Origin of the sequence: Ciceribacter sp. L1K22, from assembly GCF_017599385.1 — a bacterium.
GTDB lineage: Bacteria > Pseudomonadota > Alphaproteobacteria > Rhizobiales > Rhizobiaceae > Allorhizobium.
The window spans coordinates 3,042,294-3,067,150 of the sequence record NZ_JAGFPK010000001.1; the positions used below are offsets into that span (position 1 = coordinate 3,042,294).

General features: G+C 62.8%; 26 protein-coding genes. 14 read left to right on the forward strand and 12 right to left on the reverse strand.

All coding sequences use genetic code 11. From position 1 onward, the window contains the following. Window positions 1-8: 8 nt before the first annotated feature. Window positions 9-1,466: a protein adenylyltransferase SelO gene (locus J5J09_RS15110; protein WP_208551778.1), complete on the reverse strand. Its 1,458-nt coding sequence runs from the start codon at window positions 1,464-1,466 to the stop codon at window positions 9-11. Between the two features lie 221 nt (window positions 1,467-1,687). Here J5J09_RS15110 and J5J09_RS15115 point away from each other — a divergent pair, with 221 nt between their 5' ends. After that, window positions 1,688-2,242: a DUF612 domain-containing protein gene (locus J5J09_RS15115; RefSeq protein WP_208551780.1), complete on the forward strand. Its 555-nt coding sequence runs from the start codon at window positions 1,688-1,690 to the stop codon at window positions 2,240-2,242. 103 nt (window positions 2,243-2,345) lie between these two features. Here J5J09_RS15115 and J5J09_RS15120 read toward each other — a convergent pair whose 3' ends face one another. The 3 genes from J5J09_RS15120 to J5J09_RS15130 all read right to left on the reverse strand — a co-directional run bounded on the left by J5J09_RS15120 (window position 2,346) and on the right by J5J09_RS15130 (window position 4,739). Then, window positions 2,346-3,248 (reverse strand): DUF4238 domain-containing protein, encoded by a 903-nt coding sequence (locus tag J5J09_RS15120; protein ID WP_208551783.1) that lies wholly within the window; start codon window positions 3,246-3,248, stop codon window positions 2,346-2,348. A gap of 332 nt (window positions 3,249-3,580) precedes the next feature. Further along, on the reverse strand, window positions 3,581-4,204 hold the full coding sequence (locus J5J09_RS15125; RefSeq protein ID WP_208551785.1) for a hypothetical protein: 624 nt from the start codon (window positions 4,202-4,204) through the stop codon (window positions 3,581-3,583). Between the two features lie 343 nt (window positions 4,205-4,547). Then, window positions 4,548-4,739, reverse strand: coding sequence for an XRE family transcriptional regulator (locus J5J09_RS15130; protein WP_246745849.1), 192 nt, complete (start codon window positions 4,737-4,739; stop codon window positions 4,548-4,550). A gap of 54 nt (window positions 4,740-4,793) precedes the next feature. Here J5J09_RS15130 and J5J09_RS15135 point away from each other — a divergent pair, with 54 nt between their 5' ends. Next, entirely contained in the window at window positions 4,794-5,969 is a 1,176-nt protein-coding gene (locus J5J09_RS15135) for a peptidase S41 (RefSeq protein WP_208551791.1), read from the forward strand. 12 nt (window positions 5,970-5,981) lie between these two features. Here J5J09_RS15135 and J5J09_RS22880 read toward each other — a convergent pair whose 3' ends face one another. After that, window positions 5,982-7,025 (reverse strand): XRE family transcriptional regulator, encoded by a 1,044-nt coding sequence (locus J5J09_RS22880; RefSeq protein ID WP_246745850.1) that lies wholly within the window; start codon window positions 7,023-7,025, stop codon window positions 5,982-5,984. Here J5J09_RS22880 and J5J09_RS15150 point away from each other — a divergent pair. The 4 genes from J5J09_RS15150 (at window position 6,910) to J5J09_RS15165 (ending at window position 9,343) form a co-directional block, all read left to right on the forward strand. Continuing rightward, on the forward strand, window positions 6,910-7,461 hold the full coding sequence (locus tag J5J09_RS15150) for an NADPH-dependent FMN reductase (protein WP_208551796.1): 552 nt from the start codon (window positions 6,910-6,912) through the stop codon (window positions 7,459-7,461). The two genes, J5J09_RS22880 and J5J09_RS15150, sit on opposite strands and share 116 nt — an antisense overlap. A 109-nt stretch (window positions 7,462-7,570) precedes the next feature. Then, on the forward strand, window positions 7,571-7,897 hold the full coding sequence (locus J5J09_RS15155; protein ID WP_208551798.1) for a metalloregulator ArsR/SmtB family transcription factor: 327 nt from the start codon (window positions 7,571-7,573) through the stop codon (window positions 7,895-7,897). Window positions 7,898-7,899: 2 nt separating this feature from the next. Further along, on the forward strand, window positions 7,900-8,358 hold the full coding sequence (locus tag J5J09_RS15160) for an SRPBCC domain-containing protein (protein WP_208551804.1): 459 nt from the start codon (window positions 7,900-7,902) through the stop codon (window positions 8,356-8,358). A gap of 184 nt (window positions 8,359-8,542) precedes the next feature. Further along, complete coding sequence (locus J5J09_RS15165) at window positions 8,543-9,343, forward strand: endonuclease/exonuclease/phosphatase family protein (protein WP_208551805.1); 801 nt, start codon at window positions 8,543-8,545, stop codon at window positions 9,341-9,343. Window positions 9,344-9,378: 35 nt separating this feature from the next. Here J5J09_RS15165 and J5J09_RS15170 read toward each other — a convergent pair whose 3' ends face one another. Next, window positions 9,379-10,278, reverse strand: a complete 900-nt coding sequence (locus J5J09_RS15170) for an AraC family transcriptional regulator (protein WP_208553600.1) — start codon at window positions 10,276-10,278, stop codon at window positions 9,379-9,381. A gap of 98 nt (window positions 10,279-10,376) precedes the next feature. Here J5J09_RS15170 and J5J09_RS15175 point away from each other — a divergent pair, with 98 nt between their 5' ends. The 6 genes from J5J09_RS15175 (at window position 10,377) to J5J09_RS15200 (ending at window position 17,887) form a co-directional block, all read left to right on the forward strand. Then, window positions 10,377-11,129 carry an SDR family oxidoreductase gene (locus J5J09_RS15175; protein ID WP_208551809.1) on the forward strand — a complete coding sequence of 251 codons (753 nt, stop codon included), beginning with the start codon at window positions 10,377-10,379 and terminating at the stop codon, window positions 11,127-11,129. A gap of 335 nt (window positions 11,130-11,464) precedes the next feature. After that, a complete protein-coding gene (locus J5J09_RS15180) occupies window positions 11,465-14,395 on the forward strand; it encodes a PAS domain-containing protein (RefSeq protein WP_246745980.1) in 2,931 nt (976 codons plus the stop codon). Window positions 14,396-14,612: 217 nt separating this feature from the next. Beyond that, entirely contained in the window at window positions 14,613-15,185 is a 573-nt protein-coding gene (locus J5J09_RS15185) for a HupE/UreJ family protein (protein WP_208551816.1), read from the forward strand. A 243-nt stretch (window positions 15,186-15,428) separates the two neighbouring features. Beyond that, on the forward strand, window positions 15,429-16,202 hold the full coding sequence (locus J5J09_RS15190) for an amino acid ABC transporter substrate-binding protein (RefSeq protein ID WP_208551817.1): 774 nt from the start codon (window positions 15,429-15,431) through the stop codon (window positions 16,200-16,202). A 252-nt stretch (window positions 16,203-16,454) separates the two neighbouring features. Next, on the forward strand, window positions 16,455-17,135 hold the full coding sequence (locus tag J5J09_RS15195; RefSeq protein WP_208551821.1) for an amino acid ABC transporter permease: 681 nt from the start codon (window positions 16,455-16,457) through the stop codon (window positions 17,133-17,135). Next, window positions 17,132-17,887 (forward strand): amino acid ABC transporter ATP-binding protein, encoded by a 756-nt coding sequence (locus J5J09_RS15200; RefSeq protein ID WP_208551825.1) that lies wholly within the window; start codon window positions 17,132-17,134, stop codon window positions 17,885-17,887. The genes J5J09_RS15195 and J5J09_RS15200 overlap by 4 nt, the downstream gene beginning before the upstream one ends. Before the next feature lie 126 nt (window positions 17,888-18,013). Here the strand turns inward: J5J09_RS15200 and queF are convergent, their stop codons facing one another. After that, entirely contained in the window at window positions 18,014-18,478 is a 465-nt protein-coding gene (gene queF / locus J5J09_RS15205) for a preQ(1) synthase (RefSeq protein WP_208551826.1), read from the reverse strand. Between the two features lie 18 nt (window positions 18,479-18,496). Further along, window positions 18,497-19,405: a cation diffusion facilitator family transporter gene (locus tag J5J09_RS15210; protein ID WP_208551828.1), complete on the reverse strand. Its 909-nt coding sequence runs from the start codon at window positions 19,403-19,405 to the stop codon at window positions 18,497-18,499. A gap of 253 nt (window positions 19,406-19,658) precedes the next feature. Here J5J09_RS15210 and J5J09_RS15215 point away from each other — a divergent pair, with 253 nt between their 5' ends. Further along, window positions 19,659-20,225 (forward strand): dual specificity protein phosphatase family protein, encoded by a 567-nt coding sequence (locus J5J09_RS15215; RefSeq protein WP_208551830.1) that lies wholly within the window; start codon window positions 19,659-19,661, stop codon window positions 20,223-20,225. A 12-nt stretch (window positions 20,226-20,237) separates the two neighbouring features. On the opposite strand, the gene J5J09_RS15220 is transcribed toward J5J09_RS15215, so the two are convergent. The 3 genes from J5J09_RS15220 to J5J09_RS15230 form a co-directional block, all read right to left on the reverse strand. After that, a complete protein-coding gene (locus J5J09_RS15220; protein WP_208551832.1) occupies window positions 20,238-20,570 on the reverse strand; it encodes a type II toxin-antitoxin system RelE/ParE family toxin in 333 nt (110 codons plus the stop codon). Window positions 20,571-20,575: 5 nt separating this feature from the next. Next, on the reverse strand, window positions 20,576-20,836 hold the full coding sequence (locus J5J09_RS15225; protein ID WP_208551833.1) for a hypothetical protein: 261 nt from the start codon (window positions 20,834-20,836) through the stop codon (window positions 20,576-20,578). A gap of 93 nt (window positions 20,837-20,929) precedes the next feature. Continuing rightward, on the reverse strand, window positions 20,930-23,119 hold the full coding sequence (locus J5J09_RS15230) for an anthranilate synthase (RefSeq protein ID WP_208551834.1): 2,190 nt from the start codon (window positions 23,117-23,119) through the stop codon (window positions 20,930-20,932). Between the two features lie 464 nt (window positions 23,120-23,583). On the opposite strand from J5J09_RS15230, the gene J5J09_RS15235 reads away from it, so the two are divergent. Continuing rightward, the gene (locus tag J5J09_RS15235) at window positions 23,584-24,447 is read left to right on the forward strand and encodes an extensin family protein (protein ID WP_208551835.1); all 864 of its coding nucleotides are present in this window, start codon (window positions 23,584-23,586) and stop codon (window positions 24,445-24,447) included. A gap of 19 nt (window positions 24,448-24,466) precedes the next feature. On the opposite strand, the gene J5J09_RS15240 is transcribed toward J5J09_RS15235, so the two are convergent. Beyond that, a complete protein-coding gene (locus J5J09_RS15240; protein WP_208551838.1) occupies window positions 24,467-24,856 on the reverse strand; it encodes a nuclear transport factor 2 family protein in 390 nt (129 codons plus the stop codon). Window position 24,857: the final 1 nt, after the last annotated feature.

The following is a 24,857-nucleotide window of genomic DNA, read 5'->3' on the forward strand; positions in this document are numbered from 1 at the left end:
CTGCGGCCTCACGTCCCGCAGAACGTCCGCGTCACCACCTGCTCCGGCGTCGGCGGTATCAGATAGTCCGCGTATGCCGGCTTCTCCGCATAGGGCTCGGCGAGCGCCGCGTGCAGGCGCTCGAAGAAGGAGAAGTCGTCATAGGTGGCGGTCTGGATCGCCTCCTCGATGCGGTGGTTGCGCGGGATGACGGCGGGGTTGACGGCCTCCATCGCGGCCTGCACTTCGGAAGACGTCGCGCCGCGCCTCATGTGCCAGCGGGCGAGCCACGGGGCGGGATCGGCGGGGGCGGACAGAAGCGCGGTGAAGCCGCCCTCCTCCACGCCGCCGGCGAGCTTGCCGAGCGCCCGGAAGGCAAGCGTGAAATCGGCCTCGCCCTGGTGCATCAGCGTCAGCAGGTCGTTGACGAGTTCAAGATCGCCCTCCTCCTCGCCCGTCAGCCCGAGCTTGGCGCGGAAGGCATTCAGCCACGCGTCCTGGAAGACCCGGCCATACTCGACCAGCATGGCGTTGGCCGCCTCGACCGCTCTGTCCTGATCCGCGTCCAGCAGCGGCAGAAGCGCCTCGGCGAGCCGCGCCAGGTTCCACTGGCCGATGCCCGGCTGGTTGGAATAGGCATAGCGGCCCTGCCGGTCGATGGAGGAGAACACCTTCATCGGATCGAAGGCATCCATAAAGGCGCAAGGGCCGAAATCGATGGTTTCGCCTGAAATCGTCATGTTGTCGGTGTTCATAACGCCATGGATGAAGCCGACCGCCATCCAGCGGGCGATGAGCCGCGCCTGCCTGTCCGCGACGCCCTTGAGCAGGCCGAGATAAGGGCTTTCCGACCCCACGAGCTCCGGGTAGTGGCGGGCGATGGCATGGTCGGCGAGCGCCCTGACCGCCTCGTGGTCTTCCCGCGCGGCGAAATACTGGAAGGTGCCGATGCGGATATGGCTCGAGGCAACGCGGGTGAAGACGGCGCCCGGCAGCACGGTTTCGCGGATGACGGGCTCGCCGGTCAGCACCGCTGCGAGCGCCCGCGTCGTCGGAATGCCGAGCGCGTGCATGGCCTCCGACACGATATATTCGCGGATGACGGGCCCGAGCGCCGCCTTGCCGTCGCCATTGCGCGAAAACGGCGTCTCCCCCGAGCCTTTCAGATGAATGTCGCGGCGGCGACCCTCACGATCGACCACCTCGCCCAGCAGCAGCGCCCGGCCATCGCCAAGCTGCGGATTGAAATGACCGAACTGGTGGCCGGCATAGGCCATGGCGATGGGGGCGGCGCCATCAGGCACCCGCGCGCCGCCGAAGAGCGCCGCGAGATCGCCGTCCGACAGCCCTGCGACATCGATGCCGAGTTCGTCGGCCAGCGCATGGTTGAAGCGGATCAGCTTCGGCGCCGGCGCTGTCGCCGGGCGCACCGGCCGGTAGAGCCGGTCGGGCAGCCGCGTGTAGCTGTTGTCGAAGGATATGCGCATGGGTTGTGCCTTTCGCCGGCCTCGTCCGTCTGGCCGTCCTTGCCCCCAATATGGCGTCTAACCCGGACGGGACAAGCATGATCCACAACCGTGTTGTCGCCTGGGGACGATCAAGGCCAAATTTGGGTTGATCGGCAAGGGCACCTGTCGCAGTTTCGCCTGGGACAGTAGTGTCGCGCGCGAACAACGCGGCGTTGCACAGTTACTTTGGGGGTATGATCATGAAATTCCGTCTTGCGGCGATCGTTGCGATCGCGGGCGCGATCCTTGCCGGCTGCACCACCACCGAGGAGGCCCAGCAGGTCATCCAGTCACGCTGGATCGGCCAGCCGGTGGAGGTCTTCTTCACGCAATACGGCCCGCCCTATGCCGAATATCCGATGGCAAGCGGCGCGACGATCTACAGCTGGCGCGGCGGCGACACGACCCGCTACATCGCCCCGACCTACGCAACCCCGGCGGAAAGCGAACAGGTGATCAAGAAGACCACCACCAAGACGACAACGGAAACGGGCAAGAAAAACAAGAAAGACAAGGACAAGAAGAAAAAGAAGGACAAGAAGGTCACCGAGACCACCACGACCACCACGGTCGTCGTGCCGCAGCAGCCGCAAATGATCTCGCCGCCGCGCTACGAGGACCTGTTCTGCGAACTGCAGATCACCGCCGACACGAGCAGCCGCATCATCGCCATCCGCGCGACGAACGACACGGACGGGGAAGGCCTGAGCTTTTCGCGGTGCGCGGAGGTTTTGAACGCGCATCCGCAGAAGTGAGGGTGTGGGGTTTGGGAAAACGGGTGGGGGCCGTCCGTGGGGCGGCCTCTTGTGGGTTGACGTACCTCCCATTAAGCCCATCAGACTGAACTTGGTCACGACGCTAGACGTTATCGCCATACTTGGCATCGAGGTCTCTTGAGAAGGTTTTTATAAAAGATGGCGCTTCGCGCTTTCCAATCTTGCGCTTCACCTCAGAAAAATTGCTGCGATCTATAGAGTAAACGTATTTCCGAGCTTGCCCGACCACCGCATCGTTAACCTCTCTAACGATTTTACCTGTCGGCAAAGCACAAAAGCGCTCCGCAAAATCGACTGCAGTAAATGCGAGGAACATTCGCGTTGGGCTGATAGGAATGCCGTAATGCCCATCAAACCTCATTAAGCCAGAGCTCATTACAACAGGTCGATCGGACGTCATCAGACGGTTGCTTACCTTGCCAGTATCAAGAACTACCCAATACATGTTTCTAAGGAGATGCAAAGCGTTGGGATGTTCGATTAATCTAGCCATCGCTTTGATCGCCTCACGTTCGGCATACGTAGGGTCATTGTGTTGAATCCAGTCTTCGAAAAGGACTGGATCTTGATCTTTTCTAATTGCCTGATAGCGGCTTTGAAACTCCGCCATGGGGGTCATAAGGCGCCTCGCAAAGTCGGCTTTGAACTGCGTCAGTTCTTCAGGGTTGCGAAATACAAGGGATAAAACAAAGCGAGCCCAGGAATACCTCAGATCAGGATCTCTAGGGATTATCCCATCCAACAGCATGTCACGAGCCTTGACGGCAGAGTTGTCAACAAAACCCATGAAGTACCGCTCAATGTTTTGTTTGGTCTCCTCAGTGACGCCCGGAACTACGTAAAGGTCTTCTTCATAACCGGTCGACACAGTCCCATATCGCTTCGTCTGCAACCTACCTTTATGGCCCCGTCTGAATTCTTGAAGCTTGTGATCAGGCCCCAACCATTGACGAAGATAAAATTGAGGAATGTAGTGATGCTTCATTGGCTGTGACAATCGCCCTGCCGAGACACGAAAGAAACGTCCCCGTCCTTCGTCGAATCGGTTCTGTTGCCGAAATAGTTCGACAAGTTGACCTGAAAGTATCGGCACGAAAAACTTGTTGCAACGCTATCTTTGAAGACGGCTGAGGCCGTCACCCCACACTAATGCCTCGATCTCCACATGCACCGCCGCCACGATATTGACCGCGCGTCGAGGGAGAATTTGGCAAGCCTGCCGCAAATGATATCGCCACCGCGCTACGAGGACTTGTTCAGCGAACTGTAAAATCACCGCCGACACAACAAACCGCATCATCGCCATCCACGCCAGCATCAGCCGCTAGCACAAGCTGAAGCAGACGAATTCTCTAAAACCTTCTCACGATCAGCCGCTATCGCCTGACTTGATGTTACTGCGCTGAACGGCATAACCTCTTTCACTTGCTCTTTGGTCAGCTTCCTTCGCGACATCAAGAATGGGCCGCAGACTACCTCGTGCCCTGTATTTAAGAACATATAAACGCCGGAGATTACGGACGGGGGCTTAGTATAAGACGCATGAAACAATATTTGGGTGGGTGATCCATCTTCTACGTCGACTCCTCGCGCAGCATATTCACGGCCGATCTTGTTGATCGTATAAGCATTTCGAGAGGTACTCTCATTTGGCCGAATCCATTTTAGCATGAAACGACCGCTCCATTCCCTATAGATGACAACCTTCGGCTCAATGAGCTGATATCTACTACTATTAGACCAGCGGTAACAAAAATACTCGCCACAATACGATACAAGTTCGCTACTGAACCTACTTTGGAATAAAGATTTTATTCTACGCCAAGCAAACAAGGTCCAACCAGCAAGACCAATTCCCAGTATCTGAAAACTATCGAGTATAACGCTGGCCCACCAAGGTGCCTCGTCAATACCCGCAATTTCAAGGAAATATTCTACCACTCGAAGCCTCTCCAAAATATGATCTCACCCATACAAAGAAAGCAGAAACAAGTTTACGTAGACGCAACATGCCCGGTAGTGGTCGACCAATCATTTTGTAGCGATTGAAACCCAACTCATGGCCATCACATACAGAAATGCACAATATTAATTCCGCCCCCTAAGATTGTTATCAATATAATGGTTTAAGGCAATATCCTCGAGCTTGCGAGACAACCGTCGCAAAACGTCTCGATGGAAGGATTACCTGAAGAGATTAGCCATGGCCTTTGCGTCGAGCGACAGCTTTGAGTAAACCATAAAGCCCGCGTGAGCGGCCGAGACGAAGCGCAGACCTCCGTCATCACGCCGCATCCCGCACCTTGATCTCGATCTGCAGATGCGCCGCCGCCGCGATGTTGACCAGCGCGTCGAGGGAGAATTTGGCGAGCTTGCCGCGCAGGAGGTCGTTGGTGCGCGGGCGGCGGTGCTTGCATCGCCCGGCGGAACGCTCTGCTTGACCGATGCACAGACGGCGCCCTCGCCAGCATCTCAAACTCCGGCACTGTGAATCTGGACATCGACACCCAACTCTGCGCACGTTGAGCCCATGTCCCTCACGCAAGACCTCGACACAATTCTGGACACCGTCCTTCCAAGCGATCCGAGCTTCCGGCGGATCGAACGGGCGGTGATGGACGACTGTATCAGCGATGCCAGACGACGCGCTTCGGAAGGCTCGACGGAGGCCTTTCTGTTGGCCGCGATGCGGCTGCTGGCGCTCCCCGGCAACGGGCACACGCGGCTGATCCCGAACGATGGCATCCAGGTGCTGCCGCTCAGGTTCGTGAGCCTCGGGACGGCGGTGCGGTTGATGGCAACGGCGCTGGAAACCGAGGCACCACGGGGCGAGCTGGTCGCGGTCAACGGCACGCCCGTCGGCGAAATCGAAGCGGCCGCGGAGACATTTCTGGCGGGGACGCCTCAGCGGAAGCGGGTCATCGGGCCGATCCTTCTCGCATGGCCGCATGCCCTGGCGCGCCTCGGTTTTTCTGCCGGCGAGAAGACGACGGCGTATCGCCTGAAAGACGACAACGGGCGGATCACCGACCTGACGGTGGAGAACGGGCGGACGGTTCCCGCATCGAAGCTCTACCCGAGAAGCGAGCATGGCAGGGCCGATCCGGCCTGGAAACCCGGGAGTTTGGCGGAGATCACCGACTGGCAGGGGATGGGGCTTTCGATCGAGTTGCCGAGTTTCTTCGATCCGGATGGGCGTGCGCTGCCGGAAGCCATCGCGGGCGCGGCGAAGCATGTCAGGACCGGACCGAGCAGGAACCTTGTGATCGACGTTCGCGGCAACACCGGTGGCGACTTCCTCAAAACGCTGCCGCTGGTCGACGCCATCTGTGTTGACCAAAGCCGGCGGGTCGCCGTGCTCATCGACAAATTCACGTTTTCCGCCGCGGTCGTGTTTGTCGCCATCCTCAGGCATCGTCTGGGAGATCGGCTCACAGTCATCGGCGAAGAGATGGGCGACGGTTTCACGTTTTTCGCCGAGGGCGGCCTGCTCGATCTGCCGGTCAGCGGCGCGGTCGTCCGATACTCGACAGCCTTTCACGACTGGGAGAACGGAACGAGCGACGAGACCACACCGCCCGAGATCGCCCGGCACATGGTCCCGGCCGGAAAGCTGACGCTGGATCGGGAATGGGACGAAACGTCTACCGCCGGGAATGAAGAGGGCGCGTTTTATCGACGGGTTCTGACGAGCCTGGACGACTAGGCGGAGCCCACCTCACGCCGCATCCCGAACCTTCACCTCGATCTCCAGATGCGCCGCCGCCGCGATGTTGACGAGAGTGTCGAGGGTGAATTCGGCGAGCTTGCCGGCGAGCAGGACGTCGGTGCGGGCGGAGGACAGCCCGAGGCGTTTGGCGGCCTCCTCCGTCGGCAGGTTCCAGGCCAGGACCGCCTTGCGGATTTCGTAGAGCAGCGCCGAGCGCAGCTTCAGGTTGGCGGCCCCGTGCGGCGTATCGGCCACGGCGTCCCAGACGCTACGATCTACGCTGACTGCCATCGCTGCCTCCGCTGATGCGGAGACGGGTTGCGGCCACTTGAGAAACCGAAACGACACGAGATCGATGAACAGCCCGTAGGCCAGGACCAACCCGATGAAACTCGCCAGTACGTCAGCCGGGCTCAAGGGGGAGAAGGCAGTGGAAAATCGATGCACGAGCGCCAAACCTACAAGGAAGCCGGCAGCCAACAGGTATCGCCGATTTCGCAGCAACAAACTGGTTTTTTCATCAAGATACGTGGCGTACTTCACCCTGTTGCTGATCAATTCGTGGGCGGAAAAAGCGAGGCTGAGGCCGAAGAAGGCCAAAAGGTAAAGCGGGATAGGCCGCGCCTCCTCGATGCGGCCGAGAAACATCATCACGAAGTAATAGGCCAGCGCGATCGACCCAAAGACCGCAAAACTCAAAAACTGGAGTGTGACGACGGCCCTGAGGCCAAATTTCATCATTAACAATAGAGGCTCCCGTAGCACTCGTAAGTTCCTGACCCGGACGATAGCCGCAAAGGTCGGAGACCACCAGCAGCGGTTGCACCACGCTCGTGCGAAGGTAAACAAAGCGATAGAGGCACACGGATGTTTACCATCCCGCCCCTCCCCCGCCCGGCCGATTGCCGGCGCGCGTCCGGCGCGATACGGTCGGGCGATGAGGATACTGGCGATATCGGGCAGCGCACGGCGGGGATCGAGCAATACGGGGCTTTTGCGGGCCCTGGCCGCGGTCGCGCGCAAGGGCATGGTTGTCGACGTGTTCGACTGCATCGGCGATCTTCCGGTGTTTTCGCCCGATCTGGAGGGGCCGGAGCGGCCGGCGGGCGTGCGGGCGTTTCAAAGGCGGATTGCCGAGAGCGACGGCATCCTGATCTCCAGCCCCGAATATGTCAGAAACATTCCAGGCGGGCTGAAGAATGCGATCGACTGGCTGGTCTCCGGCGACGAGATCGTCGGCAAACCGATCGCGCTCGCCCATGCCTCGCATCGCGGCGACGACATGCTGACGGCGCTGCGCACCGTGCTGTCGACCGTCAGTTCCGGCTTCAACGAGACCCTGTTCTTCCGGCTGCCGGTGATGAAGGAGACGCCGGAGGCGATCCGCGCGCGTCTCGACAGACCGGAAGACCGGCAGGCCGCCGAGCGATTCCTCGAGGACTTCGCCGCCTTCTGCCGCAACCGGCAACGGACCGGGCCGAGTCCATGACGCTCTAGCCGGCATGGCGGCTGCGGCGCGCGTCCTTGGTGGGGGAAAATAGATAGCCGATGAGCTACCTGTCTTGACGATGGCTTGCGACACGCCTATAGGTAGCCATATGGATACCTATCAACAAGGCCTTCCGCGCATCTTCGGCGCGCTCTCCGACCCGACCCGGCTTGCGGTGATCGACCGGCTGCTCGACGGGCCGGCCTCGGTCAGCGCGCTGGCCGAACCTTTCGACATGGCGGGGCCGTCCTTCCTCAAGCATCTCAGGGTGCTGGAGGAGGCCGGCCTCGTCGTCTCCACCAAGTCCGGAAGGGTGCGGACGGTGAGGATCGTGCCGGAAACGCTGTCCTGGGTCGACCATTGGGTCCGGCATCACCGGGCGCGCCTGGAAGCCAGCCTCGACCGGCTGGGTGTTTTTCTCGATCAGGAGCAATAATCATGACGACTGCCGCGCAGGAACACAGGACCATCACCATCGAACGCATCTATCCGAACTGCGTCGACCATGTCTGGGCCGCATGGTCGATCGCCGAAAAGAAGCGGGCCTGGTTCGGCGAAGGGCTGAAGGACTTCGACTTCCGCGAGGGCGGCGTCGAGCGGAGCGGTTTCGACACCGACATGGGCACGCATGCCAACGAGACCCGTTACTTCGAGATCAGCGCCAAGACACGCATCGTCTTCGCCTATTCCATGGCGCTGAACGGACGCATCCACACGGTGTCGCTGGCAACGGTGCTGTTTGCCGACCATGGCGGCGGAACGAAGCTCACCTATGTGGAACAGCTCTGCGTGATCCCGCCCAGCGACGGCGCCGAAGGCCGCGAACACGGATGGCGGGCACTGCTGGAAAGCCTCGCGGCCTATCTCGCCGAGGATACCCGCGCCAAAAAAGGCTGACGGCGGCACTCCCACCCGTCTCGTGACCGCCACCGACACGCGCTCGCCGAGAAGGCATCGGCCACGTCGGTGAAGGCTACCTTCGGCCATTCGCTGCCCCCGCCAGAGGAGTCCGACGAGGCCGTATTGCCGACCGCCTTCGAACTCGCCAATATCCGGCCTGCGATGTTCGAGAGGTGGGCCCGTGAGGATAATGTGCCTGAATGGCTGGGGCGGGAGGCTGCATGACGCATTGCTTCCCTATGTCGAAGCCACCGCGCCTGACATCCTATGCCTGCAGGAGGTCATTCACAGTCCGGCCTCCGAGAAGGACTGGCTGACCTATCGCGATGGCGACCACATTCTGCCGCAGCGCGCGAACTTCTTTCGCGACGTCTCCCGTGCCCTGCCCGATCACCTCGCGATCTTCTGCCCGGCGGCCCAGGGCGTTCTGTGGGATGGGGACCGGTCCATTCCGTCGCAATGGGGACTGGCGACCTTCGTGCATCGGTCCCTGCCGATCATCGGGCAGGTACAAGGGTTCGTTCACAAGGACTATTCCCCCGACGGATACGGTGAACATCCGCGATCCCGCACCGCGCACGGAGTTCGGGTTTACGACCCCGTCGCAAATCGGCCGGTCAGCGTCACGCATATGCATGGACTGCGCGATCTGAATGGCAAGGCCGACACACCGGAACGCGCCGAGCAGGGAATGAAGCTGCTCGGCATGTCCAGGATACTCTCCACGCCGCAAGATCTGGTCGTGGTCTGCGGCGACTTCAATGTCGAGCCCGGAAGCGAGACGCTTGCGATATTGTCCGGGGATGGACTGACCGAGCTGGTCACCGGACGTGGCTTCGACGGGACCCGGAGCTCCCACTACAAGAAGCAGGTCCGGTTCGCGGATTACATGCTCGTCAATCAAGAGGCAGCGGTAAAGGACTTCAACGTGGTCCGGGATCCCGAGGTTTCCGATCACTGTCCGCTGCTGCTCGACCTGTAGTCTCTGGCTCCGCGGTTATCCGCAGGACAGCAAAATCACTCTATCCTCCGCGCATACACCGACGGCGGCACGCCCACCCGCCGCGTGAACGCCACCGAAAACGCGCTGGCCGAGCTGTAGCCCAGGCGTTCAGCGATGTCGGTGAGCGCGCCCTCGCCGCGGGTGAGGAAGGTCTTGGCGAGCGCCATGCGCCAGGAGAGGAGATAGTCCATCGGTGTCACGCCGACGGCGCGGGTGAAGCGGTCGAAGAAAGCGGAGCGGGAGAGAGCGGCCTCGCGGGCGAGGGCGGCGACCGTCCAGCTGCGGCCGGGCTCGGCGTGCATCAGGTGGAGCGCCTCGGACAGCCTGGTGTCGGCAAGCCCGCGCAGGAGGCCGGGCGCCGCCTCCGGTCGGGAGGACGAGCGCAGCGCCTCGATCAGCATCACCTCCAACAGCCTTTCCAGCACCACCTCGCGGGCCGGACGCTCCGCCCTCGCCTCCTCGGTGACAAGCTCGACGATCATGGACAGCCGCCGGTCGCCGCGGACATGCACGACATCGGGCAGAAGCGGTACCAGCAGGTCGGCATCCGGAGAGCCGAAGGAGAAATGGCCGATCAGCATCCGGACATCGGCCGGCGCATCCGGGTCTCCGTGCCGGGTCTCGCCAGGAAGCAGCGTCACCACGTCGGGATCGTTCTCGCCGGCGGCGGCCGGTCCGGTGCTTGACATCGTGAAACCGAAGGCGGCCGGGACCAGCACAAAATCGCCGGTCTTCAGATCGACGGGTGCACGCCCGTCGACGGCAAGCCGCGCGGTGCCTTCCATCAGCACGCAATAGAACGGCCCGCCGCTTTCCTGCCGCCGCACACGCCAGGCGCCGGCGCCGCTCGCGATCTTGGAGCGCAGCGCGCTGGGCTGCAGCAGGTTGACGATATCGGACACCGGATCTGTCAAAACAGGACTCATTCGAATGCATTGCGGATTTATGATCATAAACAGTCCGACATCTCACGTCTAGGATAGGTTCATCGAAACGAAGAAGGACGTCTCCCATGAACACAATCCTGATCACCGGCTGCTCCTCGGGGTTCGGCGCCGATATCGCCCGGCATTTCCTCGGGCATGGCTGGAAGGTCGTCGCGACGATGCGCACGCCCCGCGCCGACGTGCTGCCGGCCTCCGACCGCCTGACCATACTGCCGCTCGATGTCACGGATCCGGCGGGCATCGCCTCGGCGGTCGCGGCGGCGGGCCCGATCGACGCGCTGGTCAACAATGCCGGTATCGGCTGGCTGAACGCGCTGGAAGGCACGCCGCTGGAAATCGCCCGCGACCTCTTCAAGACCAACACGCTGGGCACGATCGCGATGACGCAGGCCGTGCTGCCGCAGCTTCGCGAGCGGCGGGCGGGCGTCATCGTCAACGTCAGCTCGTCGGTGACGCTGGAGCCGCTACCCCTGCTCTCGGTCTATACCGCCAGCAAGGCGGCGGTGAACGCCTTTACCGAGGTCCTGGCGCTGGAACTCGAACCCTTCGGCGTGCGCACCCATCTCGTCCTGCCGGGACGGGCGCCGGACACGAGCTTCGGCGCCAATGCGAGGGCACGCTTGCCGGAGGGCAATCCGTTCCCCGAGGCCTATGGCGATCTCGTCCAGCGCGTCTTCGCCGGCTGGGCTGAGGATACCGGTCCGGTGACGACCATCGAGGCCGTAACCGGGGCCGTCTGGCGCGCCGTGACCGACCCGACCGCTCCGCTCAGCATTCCCGCCGGCGCGGATGCCGAGACGCTGGCAAAGGCAGGCTGACAGCGATTGCCCAGCGTTTGAGCCGCCCCTTCCCGGTGATGCCGATCCCTTGCAGGCATCACCGGCCTAGACAGAAGACAGCGGCACAGAGCCATCGCGGGAACCGTAAAGAGGCGGCCACAAACAACACACGCGCCGGAAAAATCGACGGCTGACGCGCTTGGTATGCCGCATACGTTGACAGGCGAAATTCCTTCTGCCACGAGGCTTGAATGGAAGATCGTCAGCCGCTTGGCATCGTGCTCTCTCCGGAGCTAGAGGCCTTCATAAACGAGAGCGTTGCGTCCGGCGGTTATTCCGGCGCTGACGATGTCATCAGCGCCGCTCTGCGGGCGATGAAGGCCAGCGCGGCACGGCCTGCCGACGAATGGCTGATCGGCGGCGGCATCTGCGGCAAGCTCATCCGTGAAAAGGACTGGAGCCAGACGGCGCTCGGGCCCTCCGACACATGGTCGCTGACGCTGCGCACGACGGTCGCCAACGTCGCCAATTCCCCGGTTGCCAAGGTGCTGATGTGGGGTCCCGATCATGTCATGATCTACAACGATCCTTATATCGATATCGCCGGCGCCAATCATCCGGCCGCGCTTGGCGGCACCGTGCCGGGGATATGGCCGGAGATCTGGGACTGGAACCGCGAGATGCTGGAAGCAGGCTTCCGCGGCGAGCTCCGCTCCTACCGCAACCAGCCTCTGGTTCTCGTCCGCAACGGCGTGTCGAAGACCTTCATATTCGATCTGTTCTACACCCCGGTCTACGAGGAGGACGGCTCCGTCGGCGGGGTGCTGTGCACCGTCGTAGACAACAGCGACCGGGCGGAGATGGAAAAACGGCTGGCTGCAAGCGAGGCCGAGCTTCGCCACGTCACCGATGCGGTGCCGATGCTGATTTCCTATGTCGACCGCGACCATATCTACCGCTTTGCCAACGCCACCTATGCGGAGTGGTTCGGCGTCGATCTCGAAAACGTCATTGGGCGTCACGTCCGAGACACGATCGGCGAGACCGTCTATGCCAATCGACGCTCCGCGATCGACCGGGCACTGGCAGGAGAAAGCTTTACCGACGAGGCCAATCTCGGCGTGAGAAGCGGCAAGCCGTTGCGCCTGGAAATCCGATACATTCCGCGTGTCGAGCCTGATGGATCGATTCCCGGCGTCTACATCCTCGGTATCGACATCGGCGAGCGGGCTGACCGCGAGGCCGAGCTGGCGGCGAGCAATAGCCGCTTCCGTGCCGCGATGCAGGCAATACACGGCGTGCTCTGGACCAATAGCGCCGACGGCAGGATGCTGGGTGACCAAGCCGGCTGGGTGGCTCTGACAGGCCAGAACGAAGAGCAATACAGCGGCTACGGCTGGGCAAACGTAATCCATCCGGAAGATCGCGCGGGGACCGTCGAAGCCTGGCAGAGATCCGTCGCCACCAAGAGCATTTTCGTCTACGAACACCGGGTTTGCCGACATGACGGCGAGTGGCGCCGTTTTGCCGTGCGGGCACTGCCGATCATTGGCCCGGACGGAGATATCCTCGAATGGGTGGGCGTCCACACCGACATCACTCATCAGCGCGCGGCCGAAGAGGCTCTGCGCCAGCTGAACGAGACGCTGGAAGCCCGCGTCATCGCCGAAATCGAGGAGCGCCGGCAGGCCGAAGCCAAGCTCGCCCAGGCCCAGAAGATGGAAACCATCGGCAAGCTGACGGGCGGCGTGGCGCACGACTTCAACAACATCCTGCAGGTCGTCTCCGGCAACCTGCAACTGCTGGCCCGTGATGCCGCCGGCAACGAGCGCGCCGAAACGCGGATCGCCAACGCGCTTGCCGGCGTGGCGCGCGGCTCCAAGCTCGCCAGCCAGCTGCTCGCCTTCGGACGGCGGCAGGCGCTGGAACCGAAGGTCGTCAACATCAGCCGCTTCGTCCGCGACATGGACGACATGATCCGCCGCGCCATCGGCGAGGCGATCGAGGTGGAAACCGTGGTCGGCGGCGGCCTCTGGAACACCTTCATCGATCCGAACCAGATCGAGAACGCCCTTCTCAACCTGGCGATCAACGCCCGCGACGCGATGGACGGCCAGGGCAAGCTGACGATCGAGCTCGCCAATGCGCGTCTCGACGATCACTATTCGCTCGGCCATGACGAGGTGACGCCGGGCCAGTACGTGATGATGGCGGTAACCGATACCGGCTGCGGCATGCCGCCAGAGATCATCGACAAGGTGTTCGAGCCGTTCTTTTCCACCAAGGCGGAAGGCAAGGGCTCGGGCCTCGGCCTCTCGATGGTCTACGGCTTCGTCAAGCAGTCGGGCGGACACGTCAAGATCTACTCGGAGGTCGGCCAGGGCACGACCATCAAGCTCTATCTGCCGCGCGCCTATGAATCGGAAGACGTGGCCGTTGTCACAAATAACGGCTCGGTCACCGGCGGTTCGGAAACCGTGCTCGTTGTCGAGGACGATCCGCCGGTGCGCGAGACGGTCGTGGCGATGCTTGCCGATCTCGGCTACCGCGTGCTGCAGGCGGTGGACGCCGCAAGCGCGCTGATCGTGATCGAAAGCGGCATTCCGATCGACCTTCTGTTCACCGACGTGGTGATGCCCGGCAAGCTGAAAAGCCCTGAGATGGCGCGCAAGGCCAAGGAGCGGCTGCCCAACCTCGCGGTCCTCTTCACCTCGGGCTATACCGAAAACTCCATCGTCCACGGCGGCAGGCTGGACCCCGGCGTCGAACTGCTGTCGAAGCCCTATACCCGCGAGGCGCTGGCCCGGAAAATCCGCCATGTTCTCGCCAACACCGCGCAGAGGACCGCGACCGCGCGGCCCGCCACGACCAAGGCGCTGCAGCAACCGAACCGGCAGCCGCAGCCGACGTCGATGGAACCGCCCCCGACAGCCGAGGCCCCTGCCCGGTTCACGGTGCTGCTGGTCGAGGACGACGGATTGATCCGCATGAGCACGGCCGATGCTTTCCAGGAAGCGGGTTTCCAGGTGATGGAAGCCGCCGACGGGCAGGAAGCCGTGACCGTGCTGGAGAGCACGGATGTCGACGCGCTGGTCACGGATGTCAACCTGCCGCGCATGTCGGGTCGTGAGCTCGCAGCGCGATGCCGGACGATGCGGCCCGATGCCCTCGTGGTCTTCACGACCGGCGATCCCGGCAGCGTCAGCGACGAATCGAACGCGCTTGTGTTTTCCAAACCCTACGATCCAGACCGGCTGGCAAAGGAAATCCACCTGCGCTGCGTCGGGCGCCAGACCTCGGCCTGACATTCGTGCGCAGAAAAACAGCCGGCCGATGTCGTGAAGGCGCCATCGGCGCGGCGCGTTTTCGCAGGCGTGGCGACCCAGCCAAGCGCATTCTGCGGATCGAAAGCTTTTGCCGTTTACAGCGATTGAAGGCTTACGCTAGTCTTTCCGACGATCTATAGACGGGGCTGGCGCGACCGATGTCCGGGCGCCATGTCGACCAAACAGAGGGACAACAATGTTCAAGCGCATTTCACTGACCGCCGCCTTTTTCGCAGCAGCCGCCGCCCCCGCCTTTGCCCACCTTGATCCGGCCGCGCACGGCTCGTTCATGGCCGGCGTTTCCCACCCGCTGTTCGGCGCCGACCATATCCTGGCGATGATTGCCGTCGGTCTCTGGGCCTCGCAGATTGGCGGCCGCGCGCTGATCGCCGTTCCTGCCGCCTTCGTCGGCACCATGGTGCTCGGCTTCGCGCTTGCTGTCGCAGGCATCGGCCTGCCTTTCGTCGAGCCGGCGATCCTTGCCTCCGTCATCGGTCTTGGCCTTCTGGTCGCCACCGCCGTGCGCCTGCCAGTCGCCGTATCGGCTGCCGTCGTCGGCGTCTTCGCCCTCTTCCACGGCCATGCCCATGGCGGCGAGCTCGGTGCCGCCGGCGCGCTGCAGTTCGGCCTCGGCTTCCTGATCGCCACCGCCGCACTCCATGCCGTCGGCATCGCCGCCGGTCTCGGCCTGTCGCGTCTCGGCCCGGTCGTCACCCGCGTTCTCGGCGCGCTGACCGCCCTCGGCGGCGCGGCCCTGATCCTCGGCTGATCCATCGATCCGGGCGGCCAAGACCGCCCGCACACTTCGACCGCCGCAAGGACCGGACCTGTACCGGGAACCTTCGCGGCGGTTTTCTGTTTGAGTGGCCTGGTACCTCGGGAGATCCGGCCGCGCGCGCAAATGAGCAAAATATTCTCATTTGCTGAATTTGTTTGCATTTTCCTCTCACGCAAAGCCGGTCGTCACCTCCTATCTACGGGCCATCGAACAGCAGTGTGAAAGGAATACCCCATGAGCTGGCTCAAGACCCTCGCCGCAGCGGCTGCCCTGCAGGCACTTGTGCTCACCCCGGCGCTCGCCGGCGAAAACCTCGACCAGATCAAGTCGGCCGGCGTCATCAAGATCGGCACGGAAGGCACCTATGCCCCGTTCACCTATCATGACGCCTCCAACGAACTCGTCGGCTTCGACGTCGAGATCGGCCGCGCCGTCGCCGAAAAGCTTGGCGTGAAGGCCGAGTTCGTCGAAGGCAAGTGGGACGGCCTGATCGCCGGTCTCGACGCCAACCGCTATGACGCCGTGATCAACCAGGTCGGCATCACCGAGGCGCGCAAGCAGAAGTACGACTTCTCCGATCCCTACATCGCGTCCAAGGCCGTACTGATCGTCAAGCAGGACAACGAAGACATCAAGGGCTTCGAAGACCTCAATGGCAAGAAGGCCGCCCAGTCGCTGACCAGCAACTTCGGCAAGCTGGCCGAGGAGGCCAGCGCTGAACTCGTCGGCACCGATGGCTTCGACCAGTCGATCCAGCTCGTCCTGACCGGCCGTGCCGATGCAACGATCAATGACAGCCTCTCCTTCCTCGACTTCAAGAAGCAGAAGCCGGACGCGCCGGTAAAGGTCGTGGCCGAGAAAGCCGACGCCGACTATTCGGGCATCATCGTCCGCAAGGGCGACGCCGAGCTGGTCGCCGCGATCAACGAGGCGCTGGCCGCCATCAAGGCCGACGGCACCTACGAGGCGATCTCGCAGAAGTATTTCGGCGCCGACGTGTCGAAGTAAGACATGACAGTCCCCTCTCCCCGCATGCGGGGAGAGGGCCAGGGTGAGGGGCATGGCACGCCCTCTCTGCTCTGGTGTCGGCGGCGAACCAGCCGAACCGCTCCACCGCCCCAACCTTTCTCAACCGCCCCCTCATCCCCCTGCCGGGACCTTCTCCCCGCACGCGGGGAGAAGGAGTTTGCCGCACCGATTACCTTCCCCTGAGACGCTTGGCGGGCTATTGAGGTCGAAGGCCATACGAGGACACCGCCCATGCCGCACTGGCTGCAACTGATGCTCGACTCGCTTCCGACGCTTTTGTGGGCCGGGCTGAAATTCACGATTCCGCTGACGCTGATCTCCTTCGTGCTGGGACTGTCGCTCGGTCTGGTGACGGCGGTGACGCGGCTCTTTGCACCGAAGCCGCTGGAACTGCTGGCCCGCTTCTATGTTTGGATCTTCAGGGGCACGCCGCTGCTCGTGCAGCTTTTCGTCATTTTCTACGGTCTGCCGAGCATCGGCATCCTGCTCGATGCCTTTCCCGCCGCCGTCATCGGCTTTACGCTCAATGTCGGCGCCTATTCCTCGGAGATCATCCGCGCGGCGATTTCCTCGGTGCCCAAGGGCCAGTGGGAGGCCGCTTATTCGACCGGCATGACCTGGCGGCAGGCCATGCGACGGACGATCCTGCCGCAGGCCGGCCGCGTCGCGGTGCCGCCGCTGTCGAATACCTTCATCTCGCTGGTCAAGGACACATCGCTCGCCGCCGCGATCACCGTGCCGGAACTTTTCCAGTCCGCCCAGCGCATCGTTGCCACGACCTACGAGCCGCTGATCCTCTATATCGAGGCGGCATTTATCTATCTCGCCATGAGCTCCGTCCTGTCGGCGCTGCAGTCCAGGCTCGAAACCCGCTTCGCCCGCTATGGCGGCATGCTGGAGGCAAACCGATGATCGAGCTATCCCATATCGAAAAGCGCTTCGGCGAGGCTGTCATCCTCAAGGACGTCTCGCTGTCCTTCCCGGAAGGCAGCGTGACCGCGCTGGTCGGCCCCTCCGGCGGCGGCAAGAGCACGCTGCTTCGAACCATCAACCTGCTCGAACTGCCGAGCAAGGGCAGCGTGCAGGTAGGGGAAAATCGCGTCGACTTCACCTCCGGCCGCAAGGTCCCCTTCGCCGATATCCAGAGGATCCGCTGCGAGACCGGCATGGTGTTCCAGAACTTCCAGCTCTTCCCGCATCGCACCGCGATCGAGAACGTCGTGGAAGGACTGCTCACCGTGCAGAAATGGTCGAAGGACAAGGCCCATGCCCGCGCCATGGAACTCTTGACCAAGGTCGGCATGGCGCACAAGGCCGACGCCTGGCCGGCCAACCTCTCCGGCGGCCAGCAGCAGCGCGTGGCGATTGCCCGGGCGCTCGCCCCCTCGCCCAAGGTCCTGCTCTGCGACGAGCCGACCTCGGCGCTCGATCCGGAACTGGCGGGCGAAGTGGTAGACGTATTGGGCACGCTGGCGAGCGAAGGCACGACCATGGTGATGGCAACGCACGACCTGAGGCTCGCCTCGAAGATCGCCAACAACGTGGTGTTCCTGGAAGCCGGAGAAGTGGTGGAGACCGGTACCGCCGAGGCGATCTTCCAGTCACCCAAGCGCGAGCGCACTAAGCGCTTCGTGTCCTCGATCAGCGCGGCGCAGACGCTTTAGCGGCAGCCATCAGCCTTAGCGGCGCGAGACAGAGATACCGCGTCCATTGAATCACTTTGTGTGCGGCGCACCATAGAGCCTTGAAAAGACTCCTAGCTTCGCGATCGCTAAACTTCATCCAGAGCGTTAGCCGCGACCGCGATAAGTCGCAACGCCCTGCTCCGGCAGCCAGACACCCTGTGGCGCCTCGCCCGTCTGCCAGAACACGTCGATGGGGATTCCGCCGCGCGGATACGAGTAGGCGCCGATCCTGAGCCACTTCGGATCGAGAAGCTCGACAATGCGCTTGGCGATATAGATCGAGCAATCCTCGTGGAAGGCGCCGTGATTGCGGAAGGAGAACAGGAAGAGCTTCAACGACTTCGATTCCACCAGCCAGTCGCCGGGGATGTAATCAATGACGATATGGGCGAAATCCGGCTGGCCGGTCATCGGGCAGAGCGAGGTGAACTCCGGCGCGGTGAAGCGCACGACATAATCGGTGCCGGCATTGCCGTTCGGCACGCGTTCCATGACGGCCGTTTCCGGACTGACGGGCGCTTCCACGCTCTGGCCGAGCTGGGTCAGCCCGGACACATCGGTCTTGCTCATTGCGAAAATCCTCTTCGTTCAGTGTCCGAGTTCGACGTCGGCGCCGTGCGCCATCTCGTTTTCGGGTTCGACATGGATGGTGACCCGCGTGCCAGGCACGGCATTGTGCACGGCAAGTTCCAGCCGGTCGCAGATGACATGCGCGTCGCCGACCGACATGCGCGCGGGAACGACGAGATCGAAGGCGACGAAGGTGGCGGCACCGGCGCGCCGCGACCTCAGATAGTGCACGCCGAGAGACCCCTCGGAGTTCGCCTTGATCGCCTGGCGGATCGCCTCTTCCTCCTCCGGCTCCACGGCCTTGTCCATCAGGCCGTCGACCGAATGCGAAATCACCTTCCAGCCCTGCCAGATGATGTTGCAGGCAACCACGATGGCAAGAATCGGATCGAGGATCGCATAGCCGGTCGCAATGACGAGACCGAGGCCGACCAGAACGCCGGCCGATGTCACGACGTCGGACATGATGTGATGGCCGTCGGCCGACAGCGCCGGCGAGCGATGGCTCTTGCCGACCCGGATCAGAAGCCGTGCCCAGACGAGATTGATGACGGCGGCGGCCGCGTTGATCGCCAGACCGAGAACGGGTGCATCCAGCATTTCTGGAGACCTGAGCGCCGCACCGGCCTCCCGGATGATCAGCAGCGCCGCCACCACGATCAGAACGCCTTCCAGAACCGCCGAGAGATATTCCGCCTTGTGGTGACCATAGGGGTGGTCGCGGTCGGCGGGCTTCTGCGCATAGCGGATCACGAAATAGGCGATGAAGGCGGCAACGACGTTGACCGTCGATTCCAGCCCGTCCGACAGCAATGCAACCGATCCCGTCACCCACCACGCGACGAGCTTCAGCCCCATGACGCCGAAGGACAGCGGAATGCCCCAGAAGGCGAGACGCTGGACGAGAGTATCAGTGTGGGTCGCCATGACCGGCCCCTTTGCTGTTGCAAGCGAATTGCAGAAGCAATTCCAGAAACGACGAAACCGCCCACGGGTGGCGGGCGGTTTCAGAGAGTTGCCGCCCAATAGGACAAGTCCCCGGCAGCGTCAATGCCGGCTCCGGATGGGTGCGACTTTATCAGTGGATCGATAACGTTTTCGTACATATAAAAACCATAATATGCGCTTTCATCGCGAATTTCGGCGGCCGCATCGGCCAGCAGACCCTGGGGACCCCAATATGAGATGGAAAAGACTGCTGAAGCGCGCGGGACTCGGAACGCTTGTCGTGGTGCTCGGTCTGGGCGCCTGGCTCGGCTATCTGCAGTTCAGCGGCAATTTCCATGAGGTTCTGCCGGGCAAGTTCTACCGGTCGGCGCAACTCTCCCCCGAGGCGCTGGCGGGCTATATCGACCGCTACGGCATTGCCACCGTCATCAACCTGCGCGGCGAAAATCCGCAGGACCAGTGGTATCGCGACGAGATGAAGGCGGTACAGGATCGCGGCGCGGTCTATCTCAATTTCCGCATGTCGGCGAAACGCGAACTGACGATGGAAGAAAGCTTCAGACTCGTCGCCCTGATGCGCGATGCCAAGGGCCCCATTCTCGTCCACTGCCAGGGCGGCGCCGACCGCACCGGGTTTGCCTCCGTCCTCTACCTGCAGCAGATCGCGGGCGTCGACGAGGAAACCGCCGAACTGCAGCTCACCCCCCTCTTCGGCCACCTGAACCTGCCCTTCCTCGGCGCCTATGCGATGGACGAGACCTGGGAAGCCTTCGAAAAGGCGATCGGGCTGGATAGTTGAGGCTGAACCAGATCAATCGCGTTCAAACTTCACGTGAAGCTCTCGCATAAACCTTCGCAGAACGTCCGCGCTACGTTGCCCGCGTGTATCGCGGACGTCGATGATCCAGACGCAGTCATCGGCGATCGTATAAAGCAGCGAGAACGGTGTGCCGCCGACATGATATTCGCGGACACGTAGGAAGTCCTCGAAAGTCTCGCCGCTCTCGGGAAAATCACGCAACATCTGCTCGGCTTTTTTGAGAGAACCTAACATCGCGTCGCGATTAAGCTGCGGATTGCTCTTGTAGTAGCTGCGCAGCCATCGCAAACCGGGCTCGGCGGTCGCAAGATAGCGAAGCCGCATCGCGGTCAGCGGCCGGAGGGAAACGGACGGTCTTCATCCGCGAGAAGCCAATCGTGCACCGCCTCAGGCTCCGCGCCATCCTTTCCGGCATCGACCAGCGCCAAGCCGAGTTCGACCAGATCCCGCATCGCCTGACGTTCCTCGACAAGATTGCGGATCGCCTGGCCCGCCAGATCGGACGGCGACAGGTTGTCGAAGCGCGCGATTTCCGCAAGCGCGTCGTTCAGATCTTCTTCAATGCGGGTTGTTAGCGAAACCTTGGCCATGACATACAGCCCTTCGTGCAGGCGGAAGCAGACCGCAGTCTATCCTGGCCGCAAACCAAGTCAAACGGGGCGCCGCAGCGCCCCGTCCAATCCTCAAGCCGCCTTTACCTTCGCCCGCTTGGCGAGATGCGCCACCACGTTCTCGATCATCCGCATGCCGGCATCCTGGCCGAGCGTCATGATCGATTCCGGGTGGAACTGCACCGCCGCGACCGGCTCCTTGGTGTGCTCGATGCCCATGATCGTGCCGTCCTCGCTTTCCGCGGTGATCATGAAATCACGGTGCAGGGTGGCGGGGTCGGCGAAGATCGAGTGGTAGCGGCCGACGGTGACTTCCTTCGACAGTCCTGAGAAGACGATGCCGGGTTCCAGCACGCGGATGCGGGACGGCTTGCCGTGCATGGGGATCGCGAGCTGGCGGAGTTCGCCGCCATAGGCCTCGGCGAGCGCCTGCAGGCCGAGGCAGACGCCGAAGATCGGCAGCTGGCGGGCTCGGGCCTTCTTGATCGTCGCCTTGCAGTCGAAATCGGACGGCGAGCCGGGGCCGGGCGACAGGACCACGAGATCCGGGTTCAGCCGCTCGAACACTTCCTCCGGCACCGGCGTGCGCACGGTGTTCACCGTCGCACCGGTCTGGCGGAAGTAGTTGGCGAGTGTGTGGACGAACGAATCCTCGTGGTCGACGAGCAGGATGTTGACGCCCTGGCCAACCTTGGCGACGCCGCGCTTGGCCTTGCTGTCATTGCCTGTCTTCGCGTCTCTTATGGCTGCGATCATGGCGGATGCCTTCAGTTCGGTTTCGGCCTCTTCCTCTTCCGGAATGCTGTCGTTCAGAAGCGTGGCGCCGGCCCGCACCTCGGCGATGCCGTCCTTGATCCGCACGGTGCGGAGCGTCAGCCCGGTATTCATGTCGCCATTGAAGCCGACCATGCCGATCGCGCCGCCATACCAGGCGCGCGGGCTCTTTTCGTGTTGCTCGATGAAGCGCATGGCCCAGAGCTTTGGCGCGCCTGTCACCGTGACGGCCCAGGCGTGGGACAGGAAACCGTCGAAGGCGTCCATGTCGTCGCGCAGGCGCCCCTCGATATGGTCGACGGTGTGGATGAGGCGCGAATACATCTCGATCTGGCGCCGGCCGATGACCTTGACCGAGCCCGGCTCGCAGACGCGGCTCTTGTCGTTGCGGTCGACGTCCGAGCACATGGTGAGCTCGCTCTCGTCCTTCTTGGAGTTCAGGAGTTTGAGGATCTGTTCGCTATCGGCGATAGGATCGTCGCCGCGCTTGATCGTGCCCGAGATCGGGCAGGTCTCGATGCGGCGGCCGTTGACCCGGACGAACATTTCCGGCGAGGCGCCGACAAGATATTCTTGGTGGCCGAGATTGATGAAGAACGAATAGGGCGACGGATTGATTTCCTTGAGGCGCTTCGAAATCTGCGAAGGCTTCGATTCACAGCGCTCCATGAACTTCTGCCCCGGCACCACCTCGAACAGGTCCCCCCGGCGGAAGCTCTCCTTGGCCTTGACGACCAGCTCGGCATATTCGCCCGGACGATGATCGCCGCGCGGCGGGATCGTGTCGGTATGCTGGAACGGTTCCGGCGCGATCTCTTCCGATTTTCCGTCGGTGGTGACGCCATCCTTCTCGAAATCGTAGCGGTCGATCCAGGCCTTGGCCGAATAGTGGTCGACGACGAGGATCTCGTCCGGCAGGAACAGCACCATGTCGCGCTGGTCTTCCGGGCGCACGAGCGACAGCTTGATCGCGTCGAACTGGAAGGCGAGATCGTAGCCGAAGGCGCCGAACAGGCCGATGGCGCTGTCGGCCTCCGAATAGAAGAGATCGGTGATCGCGCGCAGCACCGTGAACACCGTCGGCATCTTCGAGCGCTCTTCCTCCGTGAACACCCGGTCCGGCTCGTTGACGGTGAGGTCGAGGCGGGTGGCGGTGGACGCGCCGAGCGTCAGGTCGCCGACGGTCTTGAGCTTCGCCGCAATGAACGAGAGCAGCACCTCGCCGCGCCCGTTATAGGCCTCGATCCAGACCTTACGGCCGAAGGAGGAAAGACCGAGCGGCGGATCGACGATCGCGGTATCCCAGCGGGTGTAGCGGCCCGGATATTCGTAGTTGGAGGAAAACACCGCACCGCGCCGCTCGTCGAGCTTGTCGACATAGGTGGAGATCGCGTCGGCATAGGTGGTCGGACGCCGCGCCCGTGTCACCTTGATGCCGCCGCGGGTCTCGTAGGTCTCCGAACCGTCGTCCGCTATGATCGTGGCCATGCTCGTTCCGTCTCCATGTTCAGGCCCTGGTTTCCCTGGCGCCTGAATACAAAAAAGCCGCCTCAGGAAGTCTCCGGGCGGCTTTGGGTCACGTTTTCATGGACATGACTGGTCAAGGCCGCGTCAGCGAGCCCACCACCAGTTGCCAATGTTCAAAAACGTCGTCATGGCGGAAGTCATAACCGCAAGCGGGTTTGGGCGCAAGATGTCTTGCGCGGGAGGGTGGGAACAATCCATTGCCCTTCGCCGCGCAGGAGTTGCCCCTCATCCGGCTGCCGCCACCTTCTCCCCGCGAGCGGGGAGAAGGGACAAGTGGCACCCCCGGCGCTCCATCTCCCTTCTCCCCGTCAAAACGGGGAGAAGGTGCCGGCAGGCGGATGAGGGGCGGCAGCCCGACGATACCCCGCTGAAACCAAACCCCATCTTCGCCCGTTGTCGGAACGCCCGAAACGGAGACCGGACCTTTGCTGACACGTCTTGCGCTGGCCGCAGCCCTTTTCGCCCTTCCCGCGCTCGCCGCTCCCGACACGATCCCCGCCGAGCCGCCGGTGCCGCTGCCGAAGCCGGTGGAGGAGCAAGCGCCTGTGGAGGCCGAACAGGCGGCGCCGGCGGAGGTTCCGGTGCCGGTCGAGAAGCCGGAGGAAGCGCCGGCGGACGTAGAACCCGAGGCAGACAACACTGCCGAAGAGCCGCCGGCCGAGATGCAGGGCCCGCCAAAGCCGCCCGCACCGCCTCCCCCGCCCCCGGCCCCGCCGGTGGAGAAGGAGGACGAAGAGGCCTACCGCGCCTGCATCGGCGCGCTGAAGACAATGGGGGTGACGTTCAAGGAACTGCCGCGCATTGATGACGGCGTCGGCTGCGGCATCGACAAACCGATCGCCGCGACGACGCTGTCATCGGACGTGACGGTCGAGCCGGAACTGACCGCGCGCTGCGAGACCGTGCTGCAGCTCGCCCGCATGACCCGCGATTTCGTCGAACCCGCCGCCGGTCTCGGCCTCGCCGGCCTGGGAGCGCTGAAGACCGTGCGCCAGGCCTCCGGCTATGTCTGCCGCAAGCGCAACAGCGCCGAGGAGGGCAAGATTTCCGAACACGCGCGCGGCAACGCCGTCGACATCGCCGGCCTCGACTTCGAGAAGGGCTCGGTTGCCATGGTGATCGCCAAGCCCGAGGACTCCGACCTCGCCTCAGCCTTCCAGCGCGCCCTCAACGCCTTCGCCTGCCTCTATTTCTCGACCGTCCTCTCCCCCGGCAGCGACGCCACGCACCAGGACCATATGCATCTGGATGTGATGGAAAGGCGGGGTGGGTATCGGTATTGCCGGTGATGGGTGGAGCTGGTTGAGGTCAGGAAAGCGCCTTCGCCACCATGACGCTGTCGACATACTGGGTCATGCGCCGGATCTTGCCATCCTCGATATCGTAGAGATGCGCAAAGGCCGCACGCATCGGCTTGCCGGTCGCCTTGTAGGTGCCGGAGTAGACGCCAAAGGCGGCAACGCGGTCACCATCGGCAAGGTAGGTTTGGACGTCGGCGCGGTAGTCTATCCACTCGCTACCGAGGCGGGCGAAGACGCCCGCCATCAAGGCATCGATGCCGACATAGGTGCCGGCATACGGAAAACCTTCCGCCTCCGTCCACTCTACATCGGGATGAAGAACGGCCATCAGGTTTCGGCCGTTCTCTTCCGACGAGCCTTCGTAGGTCGCACGGATCAGGTCAAGATTGCTGATCATA